Source organism: Paracoccus methylovorus (assembly GCF_016919705.1).
GTDB classification, from domain to species: domain Bacteria; phylum Pseudomonadota; class Alphaproteobacteria; order Rhodobacterales; family Rhodobacteraceae; genus Paracoccus; species Paracoccus methylovorus.
The window spans coordinates 1,875,790-1,898,613 of record NZ_CP070368.1 but is presented as its reverse complement, the minus strand read 5'-3'; the positions used below and the strand labels follow the sequence as shown (position 1 = coordinate 1,898,613).

20 protein-coding genes, 1 tRNA gene and 1 pseudogene are annotated in these 22,824 nt (G+C 64.3%); 12 read left to right on the top strand and 10 right to left on the bottom strand.

The window, feature by feature from the left end; translation table 11 throughout:
• Positions 1 to 109 precede the first annotated feature (109 nt).
• The 3 genes from JWJ88_RS09470 to JWJ88_RS09460 all read left to right on the top strand — a co-directional run bounded on the left by JWJ88_RS09470 (position 110) and on the right by JWJ88_RS09460 (position 2,684).
• Positions 110 to 412 carry a thioredoxin domain-containing protein gene (locus tag JWJ88_RS09470; RefSeq protein WP_240200148.1) on the top strand — a complete coding sequence of 101 codons (303 nt, stop codon included), beginning with the start codon at positions 110 to 112 and terminating at the stop codon, positions 410 to 412.
• 62 nt (positions 413 to 474) lie between these two features.
• Positions 475 to 1,767, top strand: a complete 1,293-nt coding sequence (serS, locus tag JWJ88_RS09465; protein WP_205293848.1) for a serine--tRNA ligase — start codon at positions 475 to 477, stop codon at positions 1,765 to 1,767.
• 56 nt (positions 1,768 to 1,823) lie between these two features.
• On the top strand, positions 1,824 to 2,684 hold the full coding sequence (locus tag JWJ88_RS09460; protein WP_205293847.1) for a hypothetical protein: 861 nt from the start codon (positions 1,824 to 1,826) through the stop codon (positions 2,682 to 2,684).
• Here JWJ88_RS09460 and der read toward each other — a convergent pair.
• The 6 genes from der to JWJ88_RS09430 all read right to left on the bottom strand — a co-directional run bounded on the left by der (position 2,681) and on the right by JWJ88_RS09430 (position 8,156).
• A complete protein-coding gene (gene der / locus JWJ88_RS09455) occupies positions 2,681 to 4,150 on the bottom strand; it encodes a ribosome biogenesis GTPase Der (RefSeq protein WP_205293846.1) in 1,470 nt (489 codons plus the stop codon). The genes JWJ88_RS09460 and der overlap by 4 nt on opposite strands.
• Positions 4,147 to 5,469, bottom strand: coding sequence for an outer membrane protein assembly factor BamB family protein (locus JWJ88_RS09450; RefSeq protein ID WP_205293845.1), 1,323 nt, complete (start codon positions 5,467 to 5,469; stop codon positions 4,147 to 4,149). The genes der and JWJ88_RS09450 overlap by 4 nt, the downstream gene beginning before the upstream one ends.
• A gap of 83 nt (positions 5,470 to 5,552) precedes the next feature.
• Complete coding sequence (locus JWJ88_RS09445; protein ID WP_205293844.1) at positions 5,553 to 6,248, bottom strand: tetratricopeptide repeat protein; 696 nt, start codon at positions 6,246 to 6,248, stop codon at positions 5,553 to 5,555.
• A 41-nt stretch (positions 6,249 to 6,289) separates the two neighbouring features.
• Positions 6,290 to 7,201: an EamA family transporter RarD gene (gene rarD, locus JWJ88_RS09440; RefSeq protein WP_205293843.1), complete on the bottom strand. Its 912-nt coding sequence runs from the start codon at positions 7,199 to 7,201 to the stop codon at positions 6,290 to 6,292.
• A 163-nt stretch (positions 7,202 to 7,364) separates the two neighbouring features.
• Complete coding sequence (locus tag JWJ88_RS22160) at positions 7,365 to 7,469, bottom strand: hypothetical protein (protein WP_205295178.1); 105 nt, start codon at positions 7,467 to 7,469, stop codon at positions 7,365 to 7,367.
• Between the two features lie 48 nt (positions 7,470 to 7,517).
• Complete coding sequence (locus tag JWJ88_RS09430) at positions 7,518 to 8,156, bottom strand: DUF7146 domain-containing protein (protein WP_205293842.1); 639 nt, start codon at positions 8,154 to 8,156, stop codon at positions 7,518 to 7,520.
• A 135-nt stretch (positions 8,157 to 8,291) separates the two neighbouring features.
• Here JWJ88_RS09430 and JWJ88_RS09425 point away from each other — a divergent pair, with 135 nt between their 5' ends.
• The 5 genes from JWJ88_RS09425 (at position 8,292) to JWJ88_RS09405 (ending at position 16,159) form a co-directional block, all read left to right on the top strand.
• A complete protein-coding gene (locus tag JWJ88_RS09425) occupies positions 8,292 to 8,855 on the top strand; it encodes a YdcF family protein (protein WP_205293841.1) in 564 nt (187 codons plus the stop codon).
• Complete coding sequence (locus tag JWJ88_RS09420; RefSeq protein ID WP_205293840.1) at positions 8,848 to 12,714, top strand: amino acid adenylation domain-containing protein; 3,867 nt, start codon at positions 8,848 to 8,850, stop codon at positions 12,712 to 12,714. Before JWJ88_RS09425 ends, JWJ88_RS09420 begins: the two co-directional genes overlap by 8 nt.
• Positions 12,715 to 12,716: 2 nt before the next feature.
• Entirely contained in the window at positions 12,717 to 13,913 is a 1,197-nt protein-coding gene (locus JWJ88_RS09415) for a glycoside hydrolase family 3 protein (RefSeq protein ID WP_205293839.1), read from the top strand.
• A 431-nt stretch (positions 13,914 to 14,344) separates the two neighbouring features.
• On the top strand, positions 14,345 to 14,965 hold the full coding sequence (locus JWJ88_RS09410) for a Hint domain-containing protein (RefSeq protein ID WP_240200147.1): 621 nt from the start codon (positions 14,345 to 14,347) through the stop codon (positions 14,963 to 14,965).
• Between the two features lie 312 nt (positions 14,966 to 15,277).
• Entirely contained in the window at positions 15,278 to 16,159 is an 882-nt protein-coding gene (locus JWJ88_RS09405) for a helix-turn-helix domain-containing protein (RefSeq protein ID WP_205293838.1), read from the top strand.
• 72 nt (positions 16,160 to 16,231) lie between these two features.
• On the opposite strand, the gene JWJ88_RS09400 is transcribed toward JWJ88_RS09405, so the two are convergent.
• Positions 16,232 to 16,774: a hypothetical protein gene (locus JWJ88_RS09400; RefSeq protein ID WP_205295189.1), complete on the bottom strand. Its 543-nt coding sequence runs from the start codon at positions 16,772 to 16,774 to the stop codon at positions 16,232 to 16,234.
• On the opposite strand from JWJ88_RS09400, the pseudogene JWJ88_RS22155 reads away from it, so the two are divergent.
• The 4 genes and pseudogenes from JWJ88_RS22155 to JWJ88_RS09385 form a co-directional block, all read left to right on the top strand.
• Positions 16,685 to 17,497 (top strand): annotated as a pseudogene (locus JWJ88_RS22155) (phage major capsid protein); the annotation flags it as partial. The gene JWJ88_RS09400 and the pseudogene JWJ88_RS22155 overlap by 90 nt on opposite strands.
• Positions 17,498 to 17,528: 31 nt before the next feature.
• Positions 17,529 to 18,146 carry a head maturation protease, ClpP-related gene (locus JWJ88_RS09395; RefSeq protein WP_240200146.1) on the top strand — a complete coding sequence of 206 codons (618 nt, stop codon included), beginning with the start codon at positions 17,529 to 17,531 and terminating at the stop codon, positions 18,144 to 18,146.
• A 47-nt stretch (positions 18,147 to 18,193) separates the two neighbouring features.
• Positions 18,194 to 18,445: a hypothetical protein gene (locus tag JWJ88_RS09390; RefSeq protein ID WP_205295188.1), complete on the top strand. Its 252-nt coding sequence runs from the start codon at positions 18,194 to 18,196 to the stop codon at positions 18,443 to 18,445.
• Positions 18,432 to 19,499, top strand: coding sequence for a tyrosine-type recombinase/integrase (locus JWJ88_RS09385; protein WP_240200145.1), 1,068 nt, complete (start codon positions 18,432 to 18,434; stop codon positions 19,497 to 19,499). The genes JWJ88_RS09390 and JWJ88_RS09385 overlap by 14 nt, the downstream gene beginning before the upstream one ends.
• Before the next feature lie 74 nt (positions 19,500 to 19,573).
• On the opposite strand, the gene JWJ88_RS09380 is transcribed toward JWJ88_RS09385, so the two are convergent.
• The 3 genes from JWJ88_RS09380 to JWJ88_RS09370 form a co-directional block, all read right to left on the bottom strand.
• Positions 19,574 to 19,647 (bottom strand) — tRNA-Cys (locus JWJ88_RS09380).
• Between the two features lie 177 nt (positions 19,648 to 19,824).
• Positions 19,825 to 21,219 (bottom strand): NADP-dependent phosphogluconate dehydrogenase, encoded by a 1,395-nt coding sequence (gndA, locus tag JWJ88_RS09375; protein ID WP_205293837.1) that lies wholly within the window; start codon positions 21,217 to 21,219, stop codon positions 19,825 to 19,827.
• 154 nt (positions 21,220 to 21,373) lie between these two features.
• Positions 21,374 to 22,636 carry a class I SAM-dependent methyltransferase gene (locus JWJ88_RS09370; protein ID WP_205293836.1) on the bottom strand — a complete coding sequence of 421 codons (1,263 nt, stop codon included), beginning with the start codon at positions 22,634 to 22,636 and terminating at the stop codon, positions 21,374 to 21,376.
• Positions 22,637 to 22,824 lie beyond the last annotated feature (188 nt).

The following is a 22,824-nucleotide window of genomic DNA, read 5'->3' as shown; positions in this document are numbered from 1 at the left end:
GTGGCGCATCGGCGCGGGGGGTAAGTTCGGGGCGGAAACGGAGCGGGTCATGCTGACGCGGCGGGAAGTTCTGGCAGGGATGGCGGCGGCTGTCATCGGGAGCCCTCTTATGGCGGCGCCGGGTTTGCGGCTGCTGATGGCGCGTCGGCGGGGCTGCATCTATTGCGCGCAATGGGATCGCGAGATTGCGCCGGTCTATGATCGCCATCCCGAGGGACGCCTGGCGCCTTTGTTGACGGTCGATCTGGACGGGCCCTGGCCTGACGGTCTGGTGTTGGCGCGGCGGCCATGGCTGACCCCGACGTTCATCCTGTTGCGGGGCGGGGTCGAGTTGGTGCGCTTCGAGGGTTATCCCGGGCAGGAGCGGTTTTTCGACGTGATGCGCGACATGCTGACCGAAGCGGCAGGCTGAGGCTTTCGCCTTGCGCGGGCTTGGGTTATCGAAGCCGCGTAACCTGTCAGAGGAATGGGCCTATGCACGACATCCGCGCCATCCGCGAAAACCCCGCCGCTTTCGACGCAGCCCTTGGCCTGCGCAACCTGCCGCCGGTTTCGTCCGAGATTCTGTCGCTGGACGCCGATCGCCGTGCCCGTATCGCCAACGCCGAGGCCGCGCAGGCCGAACAGAACCGGGCCAGCAAGGAAGCCGGTGCCGCCAAGGGTCGCGGCGATGAGGCCGAGTTCCAGCGTCTGCGCGCGCTGGTAAGTGCCAAGAAGGACGAAACCGCCCGCTTGCAGGCCGAAGCCGGGGCGCTGGATGCCAAGCTGCGCGAATTGCTGCTGACCGTTCCCAACTTGCCCTTGGAGAGCGTGCCTGCGGGGCAGGACGAGAATGACAACGTCGAGATCCGGCGCTGGGGTGAGCCGTCCGCCTTTGATTTCACCCCTCGCGAGCATTTCGAGATCGAGGGCGTCAAGCCGGGCATGGATTTCGAGACCGCCGCCAAGCTGTCGGGCGCACGTTTCGTGGTGCTGTCGGGCGGTGTCGCCCGTATCCACCGCGCGTTGTCGCAATTCATGCTGGACCTGCATACCGAAGAACACGGGCTGGCAGAAACCTGGACCCCGGTGCTGGTGCTGTCCGAGATGATGGAAGGCACGGGGCAATTGCCGAAATTCGGCGAGGACAGCTATCAGACCCGCGAAGGATGGTGGCTGATTCCGACCGCTGAAGTGCCTCTGACCAATACGGTGAACGGGGATCTGGTCGAACATGCCAGCCTGCCGCGTCGCATGGTGGCGCATAGCCAGTGTTTCCGCTCGGAAGCCGGCAGCGCGGGGCGCGATACGGCCGGCATGCTGCGCCAGCACCAGTTCGAGAAGGTCGAGATGGTTTCGATCACGGATGCGGCCTCGGGCGTTGCGGAACATGCCCGCATGACACGTTGCGCCGAAACCGTGCTGGAGCGGCTGGGCGTGCCTTATCGGACCATCGTGCTGTGTGGGGGCGACATGGGCTTTGGTGCCCGCATCACCCATGATCTGGAGGCATGGTTGCCCGGACAGGGCAAGTATCGCGAGATTTCGTCCGTCAGCTATTGCGGCGACTTTCAGGCGCGGCGCATGAACGCCCGCTATCGCCCCGCGGAAGGCGGGAAACCCGAGTTCGTCCATACGCTGAACGGCTCGGGACTGGCGGTGGGGCGCACGCTGATTGCGGTGCTGGAAAACGGCCAGCAGGCGGATGGCTCGGTCGTCCTGCCCGAGGCGCTGCATCCCTATCTGCGGGGCAAGACGCGGTTGGGCGCGGACGGCGTTCTGGCCTGACGCGATAAAAGACCGACCCGGCGAAACCCGGTGCAAGCGGGCGGCGTTTCCTGCCCATGTCTCGCGTGGGCGCCTTTCTGCTGATCATGGCCGTGCTGGCCTTTGTTGCCAGCACGTTGATTTTTGCGCTGCAACCCGGCCCCGGCATGCTGCCCTTGTTAGAGCAAGGCGATGCGCTGTCACCTTGGCAAAGCTATTCCGCCAGCACGTCGCAGCCGGTGGATATGTCGGCGCTGTTTCTGCGGCCCTCCAGTCTTGGCATGGCGTGGCTTCTTGGTATGACCTGGGCGGCGCTGCTTTATCACGCCGGCCGGCGCTGGGTGGAGGTGCGGCGGATGCGTCTTGCGCGCGTCGCCCCGTCGGAAGAGGGGGCCGTCCTGCCGCCGCTGAGTTCAGGTCCACTGACGCCGGGCCATCTGTTGCGGCTGCATGAACGCGAGGCCATTCTGGGCGAACATGCGCCGCTGATTCTGGGGCTGCTGGCTGGGGCTGTCTGGCCGTGGTTGCAGGGGCGTTATCCGCTTATTGCCCTTTTTCTAGCGGCGGTGATGCTGGCGGGGTTTCTGTCGGCGGCGTTGCGCAGCATTCGTGTCGGCACCCTGGTGCAGCGCAGTTCTTCGCTGGGGTTCGTGGCTGGCTGGGGGATACTGGCCAGTCTTGCCGCCTTTACCGGGTTCCTCAGCGACGAACTTGGCATGCCGCAAGAGGGCGCCGCCATCATCGCCATGCTGATCGGTTCGGTCGCTGCGGTCAGCGTGCAACTGCGGCTGGGGCGCCGCATCGGCTTCAGCGTGGCGCTGATCTGGGGGCTGATCGGCGTGGCCGCGGGCACCATTACCGCCGATGCCGCCATCGCCGCCATGACCGTCATTGCCATCGCCATCATAGCGGTGGCGCTGGTGCGCGTGATGACCTAGACCCCGCCCTTCGGCTTTTGCCGGTGCTTGTGTTTGGACAGGGCGCCGGACTGGTTGATCTTGGCTGCCTTGTCCTTGTAGGGGTTCTTCGTCCCCTGATCGCGGAAGTTCAGCCTGATCGGCGTACCGGGCATGTCGAAATCCAGTCGCAACCCATTGACAAGATAGCGCGCATAGCTGTCGGGCAGCTTGTCGGTATGTGTCGCCATCACGACAAAGGCCGGTGGCCGGGTCTTGATCTGCGTCATGTAGCGCAGTCGGATACGGCGCCCACCCGGCGCGGGCGGCGGATGTGCCTCGGTCATTGCGGAAAGCCACTGGTTCAGCTTGGCGGTGGTGATGCGGCGGTTCCAGACCTCATGCGCCTTGAGGATCGCGCCATGCAGCCGGTCCAGCCCCTTGCCCGTGCGGGCCGAGACGGTGACAAGCGGCGCACCCTTCAACTGCGGCAAGAGCCGCTCGAACGCCTCGCGCAGTTCGTTGAGCTTTTGCGGCTTGTCCTCTTCCAGATCCCACTTGTTCGCGGCGATGACCACGGCGCGGCCTTCGGTTTCCGCGAAATCGGCGATGCGCAGGTCCTGCTGTTCGAACGGGATATCCACGTCCAGCAGCACCACGACGACCTCGGCAAAGCGCACGGCGCGCAGACCGTCGGCGACGGACAGCTTTTCCACCTTGTCGGTTACGCGGGCCTTCTTGCGCATGCCGGCCGTGTCAAAGATGCGGACCGGCGTGCCCATGAAATCGGTGCTGACGCTGATCGAATCGCGGGTGATGCCGGCCTCGGGGCCGGTCAGCAGGCGGTCCTCGCCCAATATCTTGTTGATGAGGGTCGATTTTCCGGCGTTCGGCCGGCCGATCACCGCGATCTGCAGGGGCTTTTGTGCCGAGGGACGCCAATCCTCGACCTCTTCGCCATCCTCGACGGCGACATTGGTCTCGGGTGCTTGCTGGATGTTCTGCGCCTCGAACTCTTCGGCCAGGGGCAGCAGGACGCGGTAAAGGTCGTCCATGCCCTCGCCATGCTCGGCCGAGACGCGCAGGGGCTCGCCCAGACCCAGGGCATAGGCCTCCATCGCGCCGGCTTCGCCTGCCCGACCCTCGGCTTTGTTGGCGGCAAGGATCACGTGCTTTGCGCGCCTGCGCAGGATATCGGCGAAATATTCGTCGGCCGCCGTCACCCCGATGCGGGCGTCGATCACGAACAGGCAAACGTCGGCCTCGTCCACCGCGCGTTCGGTCAGGCGGCGCATGCGGCCTTGCAGGCTGTCGTCGTCGGCCATTTCCAGACCGGCCGAATCGACAACGATAAAGCGCAGGTCGCCCAGTCGCCCTTGTCCCTCGCGCAGGTCGCGGGTCACGCCGGGCTGGTCATCGACCAAAGCAAGCCGTTTGCCGGCAAGGCGGTTGAACAGCGTGGACTTGCCGACATTGGGGCGCCCGACAATGGCGAGGGTAAAGCTCATCTGTATGCGATCAATTGGCCGTCATGAGAGACGACGTAAAGGGTCTGGCCCGCGACAACGGGGGCGGTCGCGGCGCCGCCCGGAATCTGGGCGGTGCCGATCAGCGCGCCCGACGCGGGATCGAAGACGCGCAGATACCCGTCCGACGAGGCAAGGTAAAGCTTGTTTCCGGCCAGCACGGGTCCGTAGTGGTTCCAGATCCGGTCCTGCTTGCGAATGATCGATTCCGTGAACAGGGGCAGTTTCTGCGCCCAGACCCGGCCGCCGTTGGCTGCGTCCAGCCGGATCAGCTGCGCCTGATCGTTCACGAGGAAGACCGAATTCCCGGCAACCAGAACCGGGCTGGCGGCGCCTTCGCGGGCGTGCCATTTCATCATGCCGGTGGTCAGGTCATAGGCGCCGACCCCGCCAGAGCTGGTGCCGGCATAAAACGTATTGCCCAGGATGACCGGATCGCCGGTCATGTCGCGGAAATAGTTGACCGCGCGACCCAGCCGCGTGCCGCCGACGTTGGCCGTCCAAAGCTGGCTTCCGTCCGATGCTTCAACGCCCGTCAGCGCGCCGGTGTTCGACGGAAAGACCACCGTATTGCCCGATACCGCAGGCGCGGGGGCGCCCATCACGCCGGCCATGTCCTTGTTGCCGAAGCTGCGCCACAGCACCCGGCCATCGGTGGCACGCACCGCCCAGCCGGTCTGTTCGCGATCCAGCACATAGACGACGCCGTTTGCGACTGTCGGCGCGCCGCCGATCGACGATTCGACCCTTTGCCGCCACAGGATGCCGCCGGTGCGGGCGTCCAGCGCCACCAACTCGCCATAGCCGGTGGTGGCAAAGACGCGGTTGCCCTCAAAGGCCAGGCCGCCGCCCGAGACGCTGCGGTCGCTTTCGCCCGCCGGGCGCAGATCGACGCTCCAGACCCGCCCGCCGCCGGTGGTGGTGGCGGTGACGGAGGATTGGCTGTCCAGAGTAAACACCAACCCGGCCGCGACCACCGGGTCGGCGGTGATGCGGTAGCGCTTGTCCGATGCCGCGCCGATATTCGCAGCCCAGACCCGGCTGGTGCCGCCGCCGATCGCCACGTTACCCGGTGCATGGTTGGCGCTGCCTGCACGCTGCGGCCAGTCGGAATTGGCGCGCACCGGCGGCAGCGACAGGGCTGCGGTGGTCGGTGCCGGGGCGCCTTCGACGGCCGCTCCCTCGGGCGACAGCACGGCGCGGGGATCCAGCCGTTCTCCGGGCAGGATCGTATCGCGCTTGGCACAGGCCGAAAGGGCGGTCAGGCCAGCCAGAGCGGCGATCAGGTACAGCCTTTTCATCGCTTTCTCCTTTATCCAGGCCGGGCGCGGGATCGGGATACGGCCACGGGCGCGTTGGTTCGGTTTGCCGGCAACGCCGGGCATCAATTCGCGGCGGGGGCCGGCATGGTTTGCGGAACGGGACCTTCGCTGCGGTCAGGTTCGACACCCAGCGTGATCATCATCTCGGACAGACGGCGGCGCAAGGGTTCGGAGAGGCCGTCTTTTTGCTGGATCTGGCCGATCAGCGTAATAGCGTCCTCGGTGCGGCCGGCGCCGATCAGCGCGACCGCCTTTTGCTCCAGCGCCAGCAGTTCGAAGGGTGCGCCGGGCTTGGACAGGTCGGCCAGCAGTTGGTCGCGTTCAGCCGCATCCATCGCCGGGCCTGCTACCATCACCGCCTGCAGCAATGCCAGATCGCGCAGCACCGGATCGTTTTGCAGGCCGGCCGCGGCAGATTTCAGCCGCTCGGCGGCCTTTTGCGGCAGGCCGGCCTGAGCCTCGGCGCCAGCGGCCAACATTTCCGCCAGAGCCTTGCGGCCGACCGAACCCGCAGGATCAATGGCGGAAAGCGCGGTAAGCGGGTCCTCGCCTTGCCGGGCGGCCAGGACGGCATCACCCCAGGCCTGGGCACGGTTTTCGGCCTGAGTGCTGGAATATTCCCGCCAGGCGGCCCCGCCAACGATGCCCAGAATCACCAGCAATGCGATCCAGCCATAACGGCGGAACAGCGCGAACAACCGGTCGCGGCGCAGATCCTCGGTGACCTCGTCGATGAAGCTGTCGTTCTGATTGGCCATATCGCCCCCGGATTTTCTTTCGCGCTGTTCTATACGGGGTTTCACCCGTTTGCCAATGGCGGCGCGCGGCGGGATTGGCGCAGGGCCGAGAAGGAATACATCGCCAGCGCCGTCCAGATCATCGCAAAGGCGATCATGTGCCAGCCGGTGAAGGTTTCGCCGAAAAGCAGAACGGCGCACAGGAATTGCAGCGTCGGGTTCAGATAGAACATCAGCCCCAGCGTGGTCATCTCTACCCGGCGTGCCGCATAGCTGAACAGGATCAGCGGCACCGCGGTAATCGCACCCGATGCGATCAGCAAAAGCGAGACCGGCAGATTCGTACCAAACCCGATCGGCTGGGCCAGCGGGGCTGGCATGATGCCGAACGCCTGTGCCAGCAGCCAACCAAGCGCCAGGGGTGTCAGCAGCGCGACCTCGGCCGCGACGGAAAGCACAGGGCCAAGCGGCAACGCCTTCTTGACCACGCCGTAAAGCACGAAAGTGATGGCCAGCCCCAGGCTGATCCAAGGTGCGACGCCCAAGCCCCAAGTCAGCACCGTCACGGCCAGCGCGGCCAGCAGACCGGCCAGCGCCTGCGTCCGCGTCAGGCTTTCGCCAAAGATCAGCACCCCCAACACCATGGCGACCAGCGGAAATATGTAATAACCAAGCGAGCTTTGGACCACATGGCCGGCCTGTATCGCCCAGATGAACATGCCCCAATTGGTCGAAATCGTCACGGCGGCAAAGGTGATCCGCCCCAATTGGTTCCCGGTCAGCGCGCTGCGCAGTTGACCGAGCCGGCCTTGGACGGCAAGCACGATCAGGAACAGCACCAGCGACCAGATGGTGCGATGGGCCAGCACCTCGACGGTCGGAACGTCGGCAAGCGCACGGTAAAAGATCGGCGACAGACCCCAGATCACGCAAACCGCGATCATCGCCCAGAAGCCCTTGGTCCATTCGCTCATGCGTGCCTCCTTTCCGACGCGCCCAGCCATGCGTCCGAATCGAGGCAAGGGCAAGGGTGGTCGCGAAGCTGTCGTGAGCGCGACAGGGATCTCTGGTCCCTTGGGAAAGAGAAGGTAAGTCGACCGCCCACGATAGTGCGCGCGAGTTACACGGGCAGGGCACTCATGCGCAGGACCCTATCATATTCAGAATAACATTCCAGTCCCGCCCATCCGGGGCGGGGAACATGCTTACGGTCCAGCCGAGCGCCGAGTGCCGTTCGGCCAGTTTATGCGCGGCTTCGCGGCCAGCCTTATCACCATCGTTGGCAAACGGTCAGGCGATGAGGTTTATCGGGCAGGCGCAGGCCCGACATGCCGCTGGTGGACATGCCGGCCCAGATCCGGGCTGGGGCGACGGATAAGTCCGCTGGCCAAGGCCCAAGGCGGTCTCGATGCCGTCGGACACCACCAGCGGCCACTTTTCGTCCGCAAGCCGCACGCCGCCGCCGGCTGTCGCTCCCAGCATCGCTTCGGCAGGCTCGGCATCCGCCTTCCCTGTCCCGTCCATGCGCAGATGGGTGCGATATAGGGCGAGCCGGGGAAGCCCCGTGATCGGCACCACCATGGCTGGGAAGCGGCGGGCGGTGGGGTGCCAGGAAGCGGGACGAAAGCGCAGCGTGTCGGGCAAGGCGCAGGTGATGCCCCTACCCCACAGAAAGGTTTCCGCGATAGTGCCGTGAATGGGAATAGCCTCGCGCCGGAAGGCCAGCACGTGCTTTTCCGCCTTCTCGGCTTCGGCCAGTTCCTCCGCTTCCCGGCTGGCGATTTCCAATGCGCTGGGCGGCGTGAAGCTGCCCTCGGCCAGCCCGAAATCTGAGGCTGCGGACCGCCAACTCCGGCTGATCCGATGATGGGTTTCGGTCCAATTTGAACACAGGCATTGGTGTCGGATGGATGACAGGCGGAGGGGCATGGCAACCAAGCCCTTCGGATACCGATGCGGTTGCGGGAGGCACCGCATCCACGCCGCCGTTTCCGATTGCCCCAAGGTGAATATCGCGTAAGTTCAGGCCCTTGAAAAGCCCGCACAGAATCGCACGGATGCCGCATGGATCTATATGATAGCCGCACAGCCATCAGTACCTTCCTCTTCAAGAAATGCAGCCCGGAACCTGTGGATCTGGCATTTGTCCTTTGTAGCCCGACGATCAGCAGCATCCATCCGGCCATTACGCTCTACAAGTCAGGGCTGGCCCCGAGAATATTGATTTCAGGCGCGGGCACTGCCGTCGATGGATCGGTGGAGTGGTCCTTTTATCACGACCATGCCCTTGCCTCGGGCGTGGCGGAAAGCGCGATCCTGCTTGAGAAGGCCGCCCGCAATACCGCTGAGAATGCGGCTTTCGGTGCGGCTCTGATCGAGAAGGAACTGGGTTGGGCGAAGGTCCGCAGTCTTGCCGTCTGCACCAAGCCCTTTCACATGCGCCGCGCGATCATGACCCTTCGCCGACATGTCCCAGCCGATGTGCGGCTGATTGCCCAGCCCCCGGAGGATCCCGGCGATCTTTCTGCGGAAACCTGGTGGCAGACCGCACAGGGCCGACAGCGCATATTCGCCGAGTTGGGAAAGATCGGTGAATATGCACTCAAGGGGGACCTGGACGATGTCTGATCTCGCTCGGATGCATCTGATCGGTGTCGGGGGCAGCGGCATGCTGCCTTTGGCGCTGCTGCTCAAGCAGGCGGGCCACCCTGTCACCGGCAGCGACAATCTCTGCGCCCCCGCGCGTCTTGCTATGCTGGAAGCACAGGAGATCGAGGTTCTTTCGGGGGCCGATCCGACCCGTGTGAAAACTGCGGATTGCGTCGTGGTAAGCCCGGCCATTCCCGAGACCCATGTGGAACGGCGGGCGGCGCGACGCGACGGCGTTCCCGTCAAGACCCGCGCCCAGGTGCTGGCCGAGCTGATCGCCGACCGTCTCAATATCTGCGTGGCGGGCAGTCATGGCAAATCGACGACGACGGCGATGCTCATCCACATCCTGAGCGCTGCGGGAAAAGGTGATTTCGGCTATATGCTGGGCGCATCCTTTGCCGCCCCCGATATTGCTCCCGCGCGATTGGGCGTGCCTGCCGCGCCCTTCGTGACCGAAGCCTGCGAAGCCCATGGCGCTCTGGCGCACTGGCGGCCCTCACATGCCATCCTGACCAACCTCGATGACGATCACGCGGATCATTATGGCGGGCTGACCGAGTTGAGACGAGCCTTCGCGGCCTTCCTGTCGCGATTGCCACCGGAGGGCAAGGTGATGGCCTGCGGCGACGATCCGCGTGTCATCGAAGTCCTGCGCGAGGCGCGCTGTGCGGCCCTGACATATGGCTTCCGCGATGAGAATTCGTTGCGGGCCATTCAGGATAGGCCCGGAAGCGCCACCGTCTTCCTGCACGGAAAGGAAATGGGATCGCTGTCTCTGGCCGTTCCGGGGCGCCACAATCTGCTCAATGCACTGGGCGCTCTTGGAATGGCGCTCACGCTTGGCGTCGGGTTCCAGACTGCGGCCAGTGCGCTGGCCGAATTTCACGGGGTCGCGCGGCGGTTGCAGCGCATTCCCACCGAAAGCCCGCTGCGCATCTTCGACGACTTTGCCCACCATCCGGCCGAGATCGCAGCCTCGATCGCTGTCCTTCGCGAGACGACGCAGGGCCGGCTGATCGCGATCTTTGAGCCTCAGTTGCACAGCCGGGTCGCGCGCATGGCCTTGCGCTTTGCGCAGGCTCTGGGTGCGGCGGACCACAGCTTCATCCTGCCGGTGGCGACGCTTGGCGAGGCCGTGCAAGAGGGGAATGGAGATGCCGCGCTGGCCGATGCCTGCCGTTCCATGGGACTGTCCTGCCAACACGTCTCGGACTGGTCAGAGCTGCTGCTGCGGTTGCAGGACGATCTGCAAAGCGACGACACGCTTGTCGTCATGGCGGGCGCCAGCGGAGCGGGGATCGCCGAGCGACTTTCCGAGGCGCTTTCGCGCCCGCCCGCGCCCGGGCCTGCTTCAAGCGTTCTGAACGGAGAAAGGCGGCCTTTGCCGCCCGATCTGCTGACCCTCGTTGCCGGGCACGCCGCCCGGCAGCCCGCGGCGCCCGCCGTTGAAATGGGGCACCGCCGTCTCAGCTATGCGGATCTTGTCCTCAGGACCGATGATCTCTCCGCAACCCTTACCGCAGCCGGTGTCAGGGCCGGCGACAGCGTCGGCGTCTGCCTTGGCCTGACGGTGGACCGTGTGACCGCGTTCCTTGCCATTCTCCAGCTTGGCGGCATCTTCGTGCCGCTCGACCCGGCCCTGCCGAGTGAGAGGCTACACTACATGCTCGAGACCGCAGGCGCGCGGACGGTCATCGTGAATGCCGCAAGCCCCGCCTTGCCGGACATCGGCCTTCGCTTCGTCAATTGCGGCCAACTGCCGGATTGTGGCGGAAGGCCCGGGGTCGACTGGCGACCAAAGGAAAGTGCGGCGGATGCGCTGGCCTATATGATCTTCACCTCCGGGACGACCGGGCAACCCAAGGCGGTCGAGATCTCGCGCGGCGCGCTTGCCAATTACGCGGTCGCGGCGTCCCGACATTTCCAGATCGCCCACAGCGCGCGCGTCTCGCAGATCAGCGGCTTCGGCTTCGATGTCTCGGTGGGGGACATGGCCATGGCACTGGCCGCAGGGGCCTGTCTTGTCTACCCCACGGATTTGCAGGCGATCCCTGGCCCGCCCGTCGGTCGCTTCATCGCGCAGGCCCGGCTGACGCATCTCTCGCTGACGCCCTCGGCCCTGTCGATCATTCCCCAGGCAGAGCATCCGGAGCTGACCCATGTGATCGTTGCGGGCGAAGCCTGCCCGCCCGCGCTGGTCGAGCGTTGGGGGAAAGGCCGCAGCTTCATCAACGCCTATGGGCCGACGGAAGCCACGGTCGAGGCTCTGTTCGCCATTTGCGTGCCCGGCAAGCCGGTTACCATCGGGCGGCCGATCGACAATATGGGGGCTTGTCTGATGGATGAGAACCTCCAGCTTGCCGTACCGGGACAGGAGGGGGAACTTTGCCTATTCGGGCCGGGTCTGACCAAGGGATATCGGCACCTGCCCGCGCTGACCGAACAGCAGTTCCCGGTGGTTCACATCCCCGGCCAAGGCATCATCCGCATCTATCGCACCGGAGACCGGGTAAAGGCTGGACCCGATGGCGCACTCGTCTATCTGGGGCGCATGGACAGCCAGTTGAAGTTCAACGGCTATCGCATCGAGCCCGGCGAGGTCGAGGCGGCCCTGTGCAACTTGCCGAACGTGATTGACGCGGCCGTGTCGCTCGCTTCCTCTCCTCATTCCTCTGATCGCCTGATCGCCCATGTGGTGATGCTGCCCGGCGCGTCCTCGCCCGATCCGGTGGACCTGCGCGAGCGGCTGCTGAGGCACCTGCCGTCCTACATGGTGCCCTCGGTCTTCCTTCCGGTTCCCGAGGTCCCGCGCAATGCCAGCGGCAAGCGTGACCGCAACGCGCTGCCGGTGCCGCCGCAACTGATGCAGCCGTCAAAGGCCTGCACCATCGGCACTGCGACAGAGGCAAAGCTTATGGGGCTGATCGATGAACAGGTCGGGGCGAATGTCGTCACCGGCACGCGGGACAGCCTGCGCGATGCCGGAGTCGACTCGCTGTCGATGGCGAATCTCCTGTTCGCGATCGAGGATGCTTTCGGCATCACGCTCGATATCGGATTCGAGGCGGGTTTCGACACCGTTGAAGTCCTCGCCCTGATGGTGGATGCACAGCTCAAAGCCCCACATGCGCCCTCGTCGCCCGGTCTCGAGGATGTGCTGACCGCGAAGATCACGCCATATCTCGCCACATGGCCCGGCCGGCGGCTTGGCAAGGTCGGGCTGGTGCGGAGCCTGAGCGACGAGCGGCCGCTTCCGAAGCTCTTCTGGTGCCTTCAGGCAGGCCATGAGCTTTCACGACTGAGCGAGAGCCTGCGCGACGCGGCATCCGTTTTCGGATTGCGCTCGGGGCATCTTGCCGTCGAATACAGTGCCGATACTCTCAAGGCGCTTGGCCGGCTCTATGCCGACGAGATTGCAGCCGTTGCTCCGACCGGCCCGCTGTTCCTCGGAGGGAATTGCCAAGGGGGCCTCGTGATCCGCGAGGCCGGGCTGGAACTGATGCGTCGGGGCCGTGACGTCGCCCTGACCATCCTCATGGAGCAGGGTCGCTTCTTCCACTATCCGGGCACCACTCTCCTCCTCTTCGGAGCGGGCAGCTATCTCAATCCCTATGGTCATATCGATGCGCCGGAACAGCTGTTTCGTACCGCCTATCCTGCGGGCCATCATGTCGAGATCATCCCTGGGGCTCATGGGCACTATTTTACGCCCGAGAATGTCGGCGCCCTCGCCGGGACGATCCTTCGTCACCTTGACCGCCATTGCGACGGGAGAAGGACCGTCCCCGATCATCCTCACCTCGCACAGGCACATGGCTGCCTGCATCCGGTTTGACCGTGGCAACGCGGTTTGCCGATGCTTTGGAGCGCCTGCGCAAGGCTACAATCCGCGCGCTTGGCGACCCTCGCGCGCGCTTGCGACGGCTTTGGCGCGCCGCGCGCGCAGTTTTGGGTTTCGGACGTGGCATGCTCGGCTACCCCGCCGCGTGGTTCGGTCTGTTCCGGCCGCGCGATGAATTGGCTGCGGCGGTCGCAGAACTGCTTGTCGTGGGATTCTACGGTTCGAATTCCCGGTCCTCCTCGGCGCGGCTTCTGGCCCGGCAGGTCCATCGCGGCCAGGTCGGCGGGGTGTTCTTCGTCGCCCAGAACATCGGCCCAATCGACGAGTTGACCGATCTGATGCGTCTGTTCCGCGCTGGCGGCAATCAGCCGCTGATCGCCATTGATCATGAAGGCGGTATCGTTCAGCGACTGACCAAGGCGCATGGCGTCACTCGGTTACCGGCCGCCCGAACGGTCGCCGCAACCCTGTCGCCGACTGAGGCCCGCCAGCTCTATGCAGGGGCGGGGCAGGAGCTTGCCGCGCTTGGCTTCAACATCAATCTCGGTCCCGTGTTGGATGTCGACGATCCTGCAAATCCGGTGATCGGCAGGCCGAAGCGGTCCTATGGCACCGATCCCGAACGCATAGCCGCCTATGCCGAGGCCTTTGCCAGCGGTTTTGCCAGCGCGGGCATTCTTTGCACGGCCAAGCATTTTCCCGGCCATGGCCGCTCCGTGAGTGATAGCCACCACGGGGTCGCCGACATTTCGGCGCATTGGACCGAGGCGGAGCTGGAGCCTTTCATGCGACTGTTCGCGTCGCCTCACGCCCCCGCTATGGTGATGATGGGTCATCTGCGTCTTGACCGTCTGGCGCCCGACGGGCGACCGGCCACCGTCTCGGCCCCCATCGTGACGGGTCTTCTGCGGCAGAAGTTCGGATACAAGGGCGTCGTGATGACAGATGATGTCGACATGGACGCCATCAGGCATCTTATGAGCCGGAGGGAGGCTGTCGTGCAGGCGCTAGCCGCCGGAAATGACCTGATCATGATCAAGAATCTGTTTGGCTACGACCCCTTGCTGCCACAACGCGCGGTGCGCTGGGTTCGCAAGGCCATCGCCCAAGGGACCCTGACCGAAGCGCAGATCACGGCGGCGGTCACGCGTGTACGGGCGATCCGCCGACAGGCCTGGCAGGGCAGGGCCTGATGCAGACCCGACATGGGGTGCATCCGACGTGTCCGAGTTCATGCGAGGCATCCAGACCGGTGCGACAAGGATATCATTCCCACGCGAATTTCGAAGCATCGCGTCCGAACGGCAGTTTCCGGGAGTGCTGCTTTGCGCGTGACAATGACCTGACCGTCCACGATCCGGGTGCCGCGCTGCATTCTCAGCACGTTCCCGACCCTGTTTACCTTTGGTCTGGACAACCCGAAGTCAGGCCCCGCCCGGCAGGCATGCAACTGATCGCGGCCAGCTGAATGGCGGCGGCAGAGGAACAGCGTATCGGATGCATTGTTCCCTCCACTTGAGCGCAGCAGTCCAAACGTCGCCGGAGCTAAGGCATAGACCATCCTCATCTGGGCGAACACTCTCTTTTCGCTCCACCGTTTCCAGCGGTTGTAGAGGGTCTTGTCGTGTGTTTCATCGCGGGAACGCTAATCCTGACGGCAGATGGCGAAGTGCCGATCGAGCAGATCGGCGTTGGCGATCTGGTGCAGACCCGAGACAACGGCCTGCAGCCGGTGCGCTGGATCGGTTCGCAAAAGCTGGGTGCGGCGGAATTGGCCGCCATGCCGAAGCTGCAGCCGATCCGTGTCAAGGCCGGGGCGCTGGGGCCGGATGCACCACGACAGGACCTGCTGGTTTCGCCGCAGCACCGGGTGCTGGTGCGCTCGAAGATCGCCCAGAAGATGTTCGGAGCATCCGAGGTGCTGGTCGCCGCCAAGCAACTTCTGCAACTGGATGGCTTCGACATCGCCACGGATGTTTCAGAGGTCACCTATTTCCACATGCTGTTCGACCGGCATGAGGTGGTGGTGTCGAACGGGGCTGAGACGGAATCGCTCTATACCGGCCCCGAGGCGCTGAAATCCGTGGGCAAGGCGGCGGTCGAGGAAATCTTCGCGTTGTTCCCGCAACTGGCGGATCCCGATCATGTCCCGGAGCCGGCGCGCTATCTGCCCTCCGGCCGCCAGGCCCGCAAGCTCGGCCTGCGCCACCTGCAAAACCACCGTCCGCTGGCCATGAGCGCATGATGGACGGAGCATCTTACCGTTGAATCTGTCGCATTCAGTCAATCCAAAGACGGCGGGTTCTTTGGTGGGTTGGAGCAGAAACGGTTAAAATTTTACGGTATTTTCATACATCTCATGGAGATTATGGAGGCGGGTACCGGAATCGAACCGGTCTTCACGGATTTGCAATCCTTCTCCTAACCTTGAAAATACTAGAAATCTTTGTAAACGCCCCTGCTTTGTTCACGCTCATAAATCAAAGACTTATGCTGCGGTCGTAAACCGTTCGGACTGCGCCGCTGGCCGCATTTCTGTTGCTGATGTGGTGCCGGCATGAGCCATGACGCCACCTCGTGGGCCTTCAAGCAGCGCGGCGTGGGAACAGCGAAGCTGGTTCTGCTCGCCTTGGCCGACTGTCACAATCCCGTCTATGGCTGCTTTCCGTCCCAAGCCTATCTGTCTGCAGTATGCGAGATCCACCGAGACACGGTGAACGAACACCTGAAGCTGTTGGAAGCTCGTGGCCTGATCCGTCGAGTGCGCTCGGTCGATCCGGTGACGAAGCGCCAGCGCCCGACCAGATATAAGCTCGCCTTTGAGGATGATTTCGCGACGAGCGACGGCGGTTCGCAGCCCTCGAATGGGGAGGAAAAAGCCGTGTCGGAAATCCCGACTCGGGCCGAAAAACCCGTGTCGGAAATTCCGGCAGAGCCGTGTCGGATTTACCCGGAAAGCCGTGTCGGAAATTCCGACACTAACCTTGTAAGAGAACCTTTAAGAGAACCTTGTGTTGGCGGCGCCAGCGCCGCACACAACTCGGCGGACTTTCAAACCCTCTGGAAAGCCCATCCTCGGCCTCGTGACCGAGAGGCTTCTGCCAAGCTCTTTGCTGATGCGGTGGAGGCTGGGGAAGATCCCAAGCGGATTATCCAAGCAGCCGAACGCTACGCGGCCGAGAACGCTGGCAACAAGGCGATGTACGTCGCCTATTCCACCACCTGGCTTGAGAACCAGCGTTGGCGCGACTTTCCGGGCGAGCCATTGCCTCAATCGGTCGAAGGCAGCGATGCAAGGGCTGCGGTCTTCTGGGCCAACAAGATCAAATCCGGGCGCTACGTGCCACCTTCGGCCATCAATCCGGCGCTGGCCAGCTGCATGCTCAAGAACGGGCTGGTGACGACCGATCAGATGCGGCGAGCGGGGCTCAGCCCATGACCGGTCCAACCCCTCGCACTCCCCGGCGGGTCCTTCCCCCTAAAGGACCGCACGGGGGTCATTCGCGCCCCGTTACAGATGAAAGAGGTAATTTAATACCGCATTGATATTGTACTTGCTGTTGTTGTTGTCCCGTGCGGGACCGGAAGGGCGGCCGATCTGCTCAACGTCGAAAGCAAAGGAAAATCCATGTTCGACAATCTGAAACCCGACGCGGCGCAACCGTCCGCACGTCACTTGGCGCAGATGCGTCTGGCAGTCCGCAAGGCCGGCATCCCGGCGCAGTATGCCGACCTGATGGCCGAGGCAGGCGTGACCTCCGCCACCGCCGAGGCGACAGCACAGGGTCTCGCCCAGCTTCATGAGATGACCCAGCCCTTCGTGAGTTCTGGCCGGCTCGATCAGGCGGCAATGCTGCGGATCACTCGACACGCTCTCAAGGCCGGGGCCGCAATCACGGGCGAAGACAGTGCTGCCCGCACCCAAGCCATTGCCACGGCGGCAGGTGAAGAGACGCAGGTCATTATGGCCGCTGCAGAGCCGCCCGGGCGCGTCTACCCGAGCCAGTTCGATGTTGCCGGGCTGATCGTGCCGGCGCGTGCCGATAGTCGCCATGCGATGCCCAGCCGCGCGGAGTCGATGGCAGACGGGCTGTTGGCGCGTATGCAGGCCGGCCATATCCCGACCCATGGCCGTCAATATGCGGCAATGCGTCTGGATGAGATGGCGCACCTGTCCAATGGCGGCAATTACGCGACCCGGCGCACGGGCACCATGATGGTTGCAGGAGCAATGAGCACTGATGATTTCCGCTTCGCCCTGGCGATCGCCTCGAACAAGGTTCTGCTGAACGCCTATGAGGCATCCGAATCGCAGATCAAGAAGGCGTCGCGGCAAGTTTCGGCACCCGACTTCCGCCCCATCAATACCGTGCGCGTCTCAGGCGGTGTTGAACTCGGCAAAGTGAATGAAGGCGGTGAGTTTACTGCCGGCGTGATCAACGATGCGGGGGAGGCCTTTGCCGTAGAGACCTATGGCAAGATCTTCGGCCTGACTCGGCAGGCGTTGGTAAATGACGATCTGGGCAGCTTTGACCAGAGCTCGCGCCTGTTTGGGCAGGGTGCCGCGCTGACTGAGGCGCGGCTGTTTGCTGGTTTACTGGAGAAGAACGGCGGGGCGGGGCCGGCCCTCTCGGATGGTCGTACGCTCTTCCATGCCGACCACGGAAACCGGCCGACGGCTGGCGGGGCACTGAGCATCGAAACCCTCTCGGCCGCGCGCGTGGCGATGCGCCGGCAGAAGGGTCTTTCGGGTGAGGCGATTCAGGTGCAGCCAGCGCTGCTGATCGTGCCGCCTGAATTGGAGACCGTTGCGCAAAAGCTGGTGGCTGAAATTACCGCGGCTTGGCGAGGGCGAGAATACCGCCACTGCGCTTGGCGCCTTTCTCGAGCAACATGCCGGCGAGCCGGTTCGCGTCACGGTCAATTCCTTCGGCGGACACGCGGCCGAAGGCGCGGCGATGATGGCGCTGATCGGCCAGCACGGCACGGTGCGTGCCGAGGTTCTGGGGATTGCCGCCTCCGCCGCTTCGCTGCTGCTGATGGAGGCTGCGCATATCGCCATGCACTCGGCAGCACTGCTGATGATCCACAACCCCGCCGCGCTGGCCTTCGGCACTGCCGACGAGTTGCGCGGGGAGGCAACTACGCTGGACAAGATAGCGGATACCTATGCGGCGGCCTATTCGCGCTGCACCGGCCACCCGCTGAGCCGCATTCGCGCGTGGATGGATGCCGAGAGTTGGATGAACGCAGAGGAGGCGCTGGCGCTGAATTTCTGCGACGAAATCACCGGCGAAGGCGAGCGGGCGAAGGCTGTCGCCGCCTTCGATTACACCCGCTTCAAATCGGCGCCGGCCCAGCTTCTGCGGCGCGCCGCCCGCAATGGCTGGGCTGGAGAGACAGCTGCATCCACCCCGGCCCACTAAAACGGAATATGAGAGACATGGCCGTGCTACCTTCTCAATTTAGGCAGATGATTGGCCTGATCCGCGCCGAGGATCTGGCCGAGGAATGGGGCTATGCCGGCGCGAATAGCGCCTTTCGCAATTTCTGCGCGAAACTCGGCCTGCGGCATGTACCGGGGCGCCCCGGATGGTTCGATCCCAAGCACGTCCGTCAGCGTCTTGACGCAGCTCAGGGCATGGAGATCCTCACGCCGTCGCGCGGCCCCGATGGTGCCCCGTCGCTGGTGTCGCAACGGAGGGCGCGCAATGCCTCGATCTAACCTGCCGAAGGGTGCCCATCGCGTCCGTCGCGTCACCAAAGCTGGCGCGAAGTTTCATTTCTACGCCTGGCGCGGCGGTCCGAAGTTCTGGGAGGATACCGCCCGCTTTCCGAACGATCCGGCTTTCTTCGTGGCTTTTGCAGACGCCACCGCGCGTCCCAAGCCGGCGCATTACATGACCGTCCAGATGGTTGACGACTTTCTGTCGAGCGCGGAAATGCCCAAGGGCGAGCGCACTCGGCAGGATTATCGCCTGTGGGCGCTGCGCTTCTCGGCGGCGTTCAAGGACGATCCCGCCGCGATGTTCGAGGAGCCCGAAGCGCGGGGCGAGGTCAACGAGTGGCGCAAGCAATGGGCGCATTCGCCACGGCAGTACGACTATGCCGGCACCGTGGTGACGCGGATGCTCAATTGGGCATGGAAGGACGCCGGCAAGATCCGGATGCACTACTGCGGCGACTTTCGGAAGGTCTATGAGGTCGACCGTTCGGAAATCGTGTGGACCCCCGCGCAGCGCGAGACGGTCTGTGCCCATGCGCCAGAGTGGGTGCAGCGCATCCTCACGGCTGGATGCGAAACCGGGCTGCGGCCTGCCGACCTAGTGCGCCTGCATCGCAACCAGATCGAGAAGACGCCACAGGGGCGCCGCATTCGCATCAGGACGAACAAGCGTAATCGCACCGCCACGATTCCAGTCACGCCGGCCATGGCCGCGCTGATCGACGCCACGCCGGCCGACCGCATGTTGATCCTAGTCAGTGATCGCGGGCGGCCGATGACTGGCCGCCACGCTTCGGACAGCTTGCGCTACTGGCGCAACAAGGCGGGGCTGACGCCCGAAGCGATTGGGTACGATCTGCGCTTGCAAGACACGCGCGGGACGGCCGCAACTCGCCTGCTAAACGCGGGGCTGGAACTGGCGCATATCGCCTCGCACATGGGCTGGTCGGTCCGCTACGCGGCGGCTGTGATCGAGCATTACGCCCGCGTTTCGCCCGATGAATCGGACGGCATTCTGGTCAAGCTCGCCCAGTCGAAAGGGGGCACAAAGTGAACAAAATTGTAAACGCTACTGTAAACGCCGGAATGAGGGGAAAGCCAGATATGGCGCAAGCTATTGAAAAGATTTGGAGGCGGGTACCGGAATCGAACCGGTCTTCACGGATTTGCAATCCGCTGCGTAACCTCTCCGCCAACCCGCCGGAGCCTCGCGTTTGCTAGGGTTTTCGTCCGGCGCGGTCAAGGGGGTTGTTGCTTTGCCCGGTGCTTTCCCCAGAAATCGCCTTGGACGCGGAATCGCTTGTCCGGGCGGCGGGGAGTAACCGAGGCGGGCTATCACCCGGCATTTGGCTCTGTAAGTCCGACGTCAGCCTGCCTGCCTAGTGCCCCCAAGGACCGTGATGCGTGTCCCTGCCGTCCAGCCGGTCGAACCCGTGGGCGCCGAAAAAGTCGCGCTGGGCCTGGATCATGTTTGCCGTGCCGCGGCCGGTGCGCATCATGTCGAACCAGCTCAGCCCCGAAGCAAGCGCCGGCAGCGCATGACCGTGCAGCACCCCTTGCGCCACCACCTGCCGCAGGGCCGGGATGCTGGCCTGCAACCTTTCAGCGAAGGCCGGCGCCAGCACAAGGTTGCGCGCCGGGTTCTCGGCCAGGGCCGCTGCCATGTCGTTGAGCATGGCCGAGCGGATGATGCAGCCCGCCCGCCAGACCCGGGCGATACCCGGCAGATCCAACTGCCAGCCGAAATTGCGACCTGCGGCCTCGATCATCGCGAAACCTTGCGCATAGCACAGGATCTTGCCGGCGATCAGCGCCGCCTCCAACTCGGCTGTTGCCAGTTCCAGCGGCTGGGGGGCGGGGCCGAACCGCGCCTCGCCCGCCTTTCGTTCATCCAGACGGGCCGAGACGTTGCGCGCCATCACTGCCGCTTCGATCACCGGGATCGGCGCGGCCAGATGCTGCGCCTCGACGGCGGTCCAGCGTCCGGTGCCTTTCTGACCGGCCGCGTCGAGGATCACGTCCAGCATCGGTGCCCCCGTCAGCGGATCGCTGGCGCGCGAGACGGTGGCCGAAATCTCGATCAGATAGGATTTCAGCGGGCCTTCGTTCCAGAGGGCGAAGGTCTCGCCGATGCCAGAGGCATCCATGCCCAAGCCGTCGCGCATCAGGCCATAAATCTCGGCGATCATTTGCATGTCGGCATATTCGATGCCGTTATGGACGGTCTTGACGAAGTGACCGGCGCCGGCGTCGCCCATCCAGGTCGCGCAGGGGGTGCCGTCCTCGGCGCGGGCAGCGATGGCCTGCATGATCGGGGCGATGCGATCCCAGTCGGCACGCGCCCCGCCGCCCATGATGGCGGGGCCGTGACGCGCGCCTTCTTCGCCGCCGGACACACCCATGCCCAGAAACCGCATCGGCAGGTCCGAGGCCGTGCGGCGGTTGGTGTCGTGGAAATTGGCGTTGCCGGCGTCGACCAGCAAATCCCCGGGGTCGAGCAGCGGGGCCAGTGCAGTGATCTGGTCATCGACCGGCTGACCTGCGGGAACCATCAGGATGATGGCGCGGGGCGGGGCGATGGCAGCAACCAGATCGGCCAAGCTTTCGGTCGGTATCACGCGATCCGCCAGCTCGCCCGCCTCGGCCTGAAAACGGCGCGTGACCGCGGTCGTGCGGTTCCAGACCGCGATGGGAAAGCCCTTTTCGGCGATGTTCAGCGCCAGCGCCGCCCCCATCGTGCCAAGGCCGATCAGGCCGATTTGCGCCTTTGTCATCGTGGTCCCGCTCCGTTCCGCTTGTATCGTCCGGCCCATCATACGTGCGACATTCGCCCGGTTTTGGCGACGAACCGATGTTATCGTTAACTATGCGCAGCCGGACCTGTTTGCCAAGGCCGGGCGCGCGCCGGGCGACATGCTGCGTGGCGGATCAGCGATAGATATAGTCGCGCCGGAACGGATAGGCCGATTGCGCGCCGGGCAGGTCAGGCGTCGCAATGGCCGGGTTGGGATGGATCAGCAGGATCTGATAAAGCGCCACCCAGCCCTGTTCAAAGGCCAGCGCACAGCCCGCCAGATAAAGCCGGTAGGCCTGCAATATCTCGGCGGCGCGTTCGGGCGGCATAGAGCGTGCCAGCACCCGCTGGGCCTCGGGCAGTTGCGCCTCCAAAGCATCCGACCATGCCCAGAGCGTGCGGGCGTAATGTGGCCGCAGGTTCTCGGTATCGACCATTTCCAGCCCGGCCTGCGACATGCTGCGGATGGCCTGGCTGACATGGATCAGCTCGCCGCCCGGAAAGATGTATTTCTCGATGAAGGCGCCCAGCCCGCCCCCGACCATCGCATCATCCACCCCCGAGGCGGCGATGCCGTGGTTCAACGCCAAACCGCCCGGTCGCAGGAGGTGGCGCAGGGTCTCGCAATAGGTGGCCATTTTGGCGCGCCCGACATGTTCGAACATCCCTACCGAGGCCAGCTTGTCAAAGGGCTTGTCGGGCACCAGATCGCGATAATCGCACAGCAGGACTCGCACCCGGTCGCCCAGCCCCTCGTCGGCAATGGTCTGGCTTACATGGTCGAACTGGTTTTGCGACAGGGTGATGCCCGTGGCGTCGACGTCGTAATGCCGCGCGGCATGCAGCAAAAGCCCACCCCAGCCTGCGCCGATATCGACGAAACGCTCGCCCGGGCGCAGGTCCAGCTTGCGACAGATCAGATCCAGCTTGGCCTCTTGCGCCTTTGCCAGCGTCATCTGCGGATCGGCGAAATAGGCGCAGGAATAAACCCTTCGCGGGTCGAGCCAGAGCGCATAGAATTCGTCGGACACATCATAATGTGCGCGGATCTGCCGGGCATCGCGGTCGCGACTGTGATGCACCACCGAGCTGATATGATAAAACAGCCGCCGCCAGGGCTTGGGCTGGATCAATTGCCCGCCGCCGGGAACCAGAGCGGCGACGATTCGCATGAGGTCCCGCATCGAGCCCTCGATCCGGGCGCGGCCGCGTACGATCTCGTCCCCCAGCCGGTCCAGCCGGGCCGAGGCCAGCGGCGCCAGCGCAGTCATGTCCTTGAACGAGATGGTGACGCGCGCATCGGGCGGACCCAGCCGCTGCCCCGAAGGCAGGCGCACCGCCAGCGGGACCGAGAGTTGTTGCAATTTCCGTTCGATCAGAGCTTCCAGAGCCGGCATGATCACCTCACGCTTGGGCTGGCCGCGATTCAATGGAATGGGGTTGCGAATGCGCGGCAGCTTTTTCCTGACGACTGTCCCGGATGTGGCAGCCGGGGCAACTCTGGTTACCATACTAGACCCAAACCACGGAAAATGACCAGAGGCAGGTGGGACAATCTGCCACAGGTTGTGCTTGCATGGCTAAA